This is a genomic window from Thermodesulfobacteriota bacterium, assembly GCA_039028315.1.
Taxonomy (GTDB): domain Bacteria; phylum Desulfobacterota_D; class UBA1144; order Nemesobacterales; family UBA2774; genus CR02bin9.
The window spans coordinates 1-5,335 of sequence record JBCCIH010000170.1 but is presented as its reverse complement, the minus strand read 5'-3'; the positions used below and the strand labels follow the sequence as shown (position 1 = coordinate 5,335).

Genomic DNA, 5,335 nt, shown 5'->3' with positions numbered 1-5,335 from the left:
GATCTCCTGCCCGGTATAACTTACCTTGGGCAGTTTAATAATATTTCCTGGGGATCGCAGGTTAGCGGAGTTATCAGACTGGGAGAAAACGATAGGGATTATACCCTGGGCAATGTGCTTGATCTAACTGCATGGGGAGCATATGACTGGTATAACTGGATAAGCACTTCTGGTAGGCTCGACTGGCAGTTTTGGGGAAATATTGACGGCGCAGACCCTGCGTTAAACCCTGCGGTCGTGCCGACTGCGGATCCCAACCTAAGGGGCGGAAACAGGCTAGATCTTTTATTCGGGCTTAATTTTTATGTCCCTGAGGGTCCAAAGTTTATAAAGGGGCAACGACTTGCAATCGAGATGGGCTTCCCGATCTATCAGGACTTAGATGGACCTCAGCTTGAGACAGATTTTGTATTAACTGCAGGCTGGCAGTACTCATTTGCAGCCTATTAAAAACGAAAATCATATAGATTATGCGCTCTTATATGGGGCGCATTTTCTATATGTAAAATGAGGTATTATCAGTTATTATATAGTTATTGCTTATTTAAAACCACTTAATGCTCGGAGGATATGATGGCAAGATTCTTAAACCTAAACACATTTCTAGTAATCCTAATTATTGCAACCTCATATATGGCAACTGGTATAACCGGCTGCGGAAGCAGTGGAGGCGGAGGTAATAACAAAACCACTATACGCGGAACTGTTGAAGAAGTCATAGGAGGCTCTGGAGATGTATCAGGTATAAGAGTGAGCATTTTTGAAGGTAACAGAAGACGTAGTTCAGACCGCACAAATAATGCGGGCGACTTTAGAATCACCTACACGCCAGATGATGACAGCCCTAGAATTGAGTTTGAGGGCGATGATTTTATTCTCTCAAGAACCATCAGTGTGACCAGAGGAAGTGATGTACAGCTAAATGAAATAATCGACACCATTACACCTGAGATCATATTCACAGAATGGACGGTTGACCAAAGAAGAATCCGACTATCAAGTTTTGATGAAGTAATTTTCAATTCAACTGAGGCTACATTTCAAATCAACGGTAGAGGCAATAACTGTATAAGAGCCAAAGGCGACAGCAGGGTTGAAATAACAGCTCAGAGCATTTCATTGATTAATTGCTCTGAGGGTATTACAACATCAAGCTTCGGATTTGTTAATTTACAGGCTGATGAGGATATAAACCTAAGCGCGAGACAAGACGGCATACGCACACAGGACAACTCATCTGTAACAGTTTCAATGACTTCAAACCCAATTAACAATAATATTTTCATTACCTCTGACAGACAAAACGGTATACGGACTTCTGGAAATTCTGCGGTGCTTATTGATCCTCAGAACAACTGCACAATCACCGGAGACAAAGATGCTGTTAGGGTATCCGGCAATTCCATGGCTCAAACAGGAACCTGTACTTTAGTAAGTGGTGGGAATTAAATAGCGAAGCGGGTTATACAATTGTGAGATTAGTGAGCTTCGGCCCAGTTCTCACCTGTGCCCATATCAACTTTTATCGGAACTATAAGCTCCCATGCGCCTTCCATTTCTTCCTTTACCATCTTGGAAAGTTTTTCTAACTCATCATTTTTGACTTCGAACAAAAGCTCGTCGTGTACTTGGAGAATCATTCTAGACTCATAATCTGCCAATTCATCATTTATTCTGATCATGGCGATATTTATTATATCAGCGGCTGATCCTTGGATAGGCGTATTCATTGCAGTACGCTCCCCAAATCCCCTAAGCCCCCTGTTATTTGAACCAAGCTCTGGAATAGGCCGTCTTCTCCCAAGTATTGTCTCTGCATAGCCCTTTGTTTGAGCATCAGAGATCGATTTTTGGATATACTCTTCTACCTTACCATAGCGCTTAAAGTACTCATCTATATAGCTTTTTGAGATCGATACCGAGGTGCCAAGCTGTTTGGCCAGACCAAATGCGCTGATGCCGTAAATAATGCCGAAGTTTATATTTTTTGAGAGCCTTCTCATATCTGGGGTTACTAAATCCTCAGTGACTCCAAATATTTCTGCAGCTGTTCTGTTGTGAATATCGCTGTCATTTTGAAAAGCCTCTATCAAACTATCGTCACCCGAAAAATGAGCTAGCAGTCTTAGTTCTATTTGAGAGTAATCCGCAGAAAGTAGCGTATAGCCTTTCTCCGGCACAAAAGCTTCTCTGATACGCCTTCCCTGGGCTGTTTTGATAGGAATGTTCTGCAGATTAGGATCGCTCGAACTGAGCCTGCCGGTCGATGAGCCTACTGGATTAAAGGATGTGTGTATCCTATTTGTATCAGGGTTTATTAGCCTGGGCAAAGAGTCTACATAGGTGGATTTAAGTTTAGATAGTGTTCTATGCTCAAGCACTTTCTCGGGAACCAGATGAAATTTGCTAAGATCAGTCAATACCTCAACATCTGTTGAGGGCTCCCCTTTCTTGGTGAGTTTTTTTTGCGGAAGATCAAGTTTTTCAAATAGTACTTCTCTTAGCTGAATTGGAGAGTTTAAATTAAACTCATATCCGACTTCCGAGTAGATTTGTTTCTCTATTTCTTTGAGCGCTAGTTCAAACTCTTTTGAAAGTTCTTTAAGCTTATCCGCATCAACTCTAACCCCGTTCATTTCTACTTTAGCTAAAACTCTTAAGAACTTAAGCTCAACATCGCTGAAGACTTTGGTGAGCTTCATGTCATCAAGCTCAGGAGCAAGAACTTTGCTAAGAATCATTGCTACATCCGCATCTTCAGCCGCATAATCCCGAGCAACTGCAAGCTCTACCTCGTCAAAACCAATTTTGGACTTACCGCTCCCAGTCACATCTTTATATGAAATCATTTGGTGACCAAGATAATATCTTGAAAGCTCATCGAGACTATAGCTGTTTCTTGAGGAATCAATTAAATGAGCCGCAATCATTGTATCAAAAGTTATACCTTTTAGATCAAGACCGTATTTTGCTAATACGACCAGTTCATATTTTAGATTTTGTCCTATCTTAGAAATTTTCTCACTTTCCAATATGGGTTTAAGTTTTTCCAGTACCAAATTTAAATTGAGCTGATTTGTTGATGCGTCTGTAAGTGCTCTATGAGCAACTGGAACATAATAGGACTCATGAGCCTGGGGACAAAGCACAATTCCTACAATAGAAGCCAGCATAGGATATTGGGAAGTTGTCTCTAAATCTATTGAAAGCTCTTTGGTCTTGTTAATCTTCTTAATTACTTTGTCTAAATCTGACTCTGATAGCACAAGATGATAGTCATCATAAGAAACTGTGCTGTTTTGCTGAGTATCGTCATCAGAACCGGCGTCATCACCTAGCTCTCTAATTAGGTTTTTAAATTCGAGCTCGCTAAATATCTTTTTTAACTTCTCATTATCAAATCCCTTATACTCAAAAGTATTGATATCTGTATTAATATCGATATCCGTCTTTATGGTTACTAGCTCCTTGCTTAGCACTGCGTCATCTTTTTTTTCTTCAATTAAAGTTTTTTGCCTTTTTGTAACTTCATCCAAGTTCTTAAAGAGCTCTTCTAAAGAGCCATACTTAGAGATCAGACTGACAGCCGTTTTCTCTCCGATGCCCTTAACACCCGGTATGTTGTCTACTGCGTCACCTGCAAGCGCAAAAACATCTATCACCCTATCGGGTTTTACGCCGTATTTCTCTTGCACATCTTTTGTGGTGGTGATTTTATTCTTCATCGTATCCAAAAGAGTAACTTTATCAGACACGAGCTGGCAGAAATCTTTATCCCCTGTCACTAATATAACTTCTGCATCCTGCTTCTCTGCCTCTACAGAAATTGTGCCCATAAGGTCATCGGCCTCATAGCCTTCTAGCTGAACCTGAGGGATATTAAAGGCATCTACCATCTCAAATATCTTTTCAAATTGGGGGACTAAATCCTCAGGCGGTTCACTTCTATTGGCTTTATAGAGGGGATATATATCATCTCTGAAGGTTTTGCCTTTCGAGTCAAAGACTATTCCCAGATGAGTAGGCTCATAGTCTTTTAAAAATTTAAAAAGCATTGCGGTAAAACCATAAACTGCATTGGTCGGAAAGCCTTTTGAGTTACTCAAATGTCTGATTGCATAATAGGCGCGGAATATGTAAGAGCTTCCGTCAATAAGATATAAAACCGGTTTTTCCATACCCCTGTAGTTTAGGTTTTTAATGAAGCAGTGTCAAAGAAACGCAAACTAATAATATTTTATATTGAATTTTGGCCATATGTTGAACTATTCTTTGATGTAGTGTATAAACTAAAATATCAATGTAGAGGAGGATGTAATGAAAACAATTAATACAATACTAGTAGCCACATTGTTTCTAGTTCTAACTTCATCAATTTTAACTCTAACAGCCAATGCTCAGTGTGATGTTGTAGATACTTTGCCGGGCGGCGGTCAATTGGTTGAATGTAATGGAAATGACAATAATGGACTTCAAACAACAACTTTGAATGACATTGTAAACATGAACCAAGGCTCAAGTATTACTGGACCGGATTTTATATCTCTATCTGCTGGAGATGATATTTTAAATATGAATGGTGCAACTATAATGCTTGGACCTAGCATTAATTTGAGTACTGGTAATGATACAATGAATGTCTTAGACGGGAGTAAAATAATCAATACTTCCGGATGTATAAACGCCGCTAGCGAAGATGATACAATTATCATAGACAATGCCGTTTTGGAATGCGGATCTGCAGGTGTAAATGGAGCAGCCGGTAACGACATAGTTGAATTAAGCAACACCACATTTACAATATCAAATCAAGGAGCCCACGCAGTAACTACATCTAATGATGATGATCAAATTACTATAGGAAATAGAGTTTTACTTGTCACAAATGATGCACAAAGTATTGATTGCGGTACCGGAGATGATACTTTGACTTTTGCTATGAATGTACCCGCAGAACAACTAGCTAGTATTTCTGCGGAAATAGCAGCTGCAGATCCTCAAGCAGGTAGTATCACTATTAATGGATACTTCTATTCATGGGAGAGGTGTGATGAGTTAGTAAATGCCTTAAATACAGGACCTAAAAATGTCCCTACTCTATCTCAGTGGGGGCTAATTACTTTAGCAGCACTGATTGGAATATTTGCTGTAGTTGTAGCCAAAAGACGTTTTCAAAAAAATTAACTTAATCTCAAAATAAGGGGCGGCGCTTGTCGCCCCTTTTATTTTAACTATTCCAATTCTAGACAATTCAATATAAAATAGAGCCTATGTTAGCCCTTTTATTAAGCCTAATAATAAGCGCACTAAGCATTTTAATTGTAGGTTATATAAT

Annotated in this window: 4 protein-coding genes; 3 read left to right on the top strand and 1 reads right to left on the bottom strand. The window is 39.5% G+C overall.

Annotated elements, in window-relative coordinates; translation table 11 throughout:
- Both AAF462_09855 and AAF462_09850 read left to right on the top strand, forming a co-directional pair.
- A partial coding sequence (locus AAF462_09855; GenBank protein MEM7009424.1) for a transporter occupies positions 1-450 on the top strand: 450 nt, incomplete at its 5' end.
- Between the two features lie 123 nt (positions 451-573).
- Positions 574-1,449: a hypothetical protein gene (locus AAF462_09850; protein ID MEM7009423.1), complete on the top strand. Its 876-nt coding sequence runs from the start codon at positions 574-576 to the stop codon at positions 1,447-1,449.
- Positions 1,450-1,478: 29 nt separating this feature from the next.
- Here AAF462_09850 and polA read toward each other — a convergent pair whose 3' ends face one another.
- A complete protein-coding gene (gene polA / locus AAF462_09845) occupies positions 1,479-4,178 on the bottom strand; it encodes a DNA polymerase I (protein MEM7009422.1) in 2,700 nt (899 codons plus the stop codon).
- Positions 4,179-4,317: 139 nt separating this feature from the next.
- Between polA and AAF462_09840 the strand changes: the two genes are divergently transcribed.
- Positions 4,318-5,184 (top strand): IPTL-CTERM sorting domain-containing protein, encoded by an 867-nt coding sequence (locus tag AAF462_09840; GenBank protein MEM7009421.1) that lies wholly within the window; start codon positions 4,318-4,320, stop codon positions 5,182-5,184.
- The last annotated feature ends 151 nt before the right edge of the window (positions 5,185-5,335 follow it).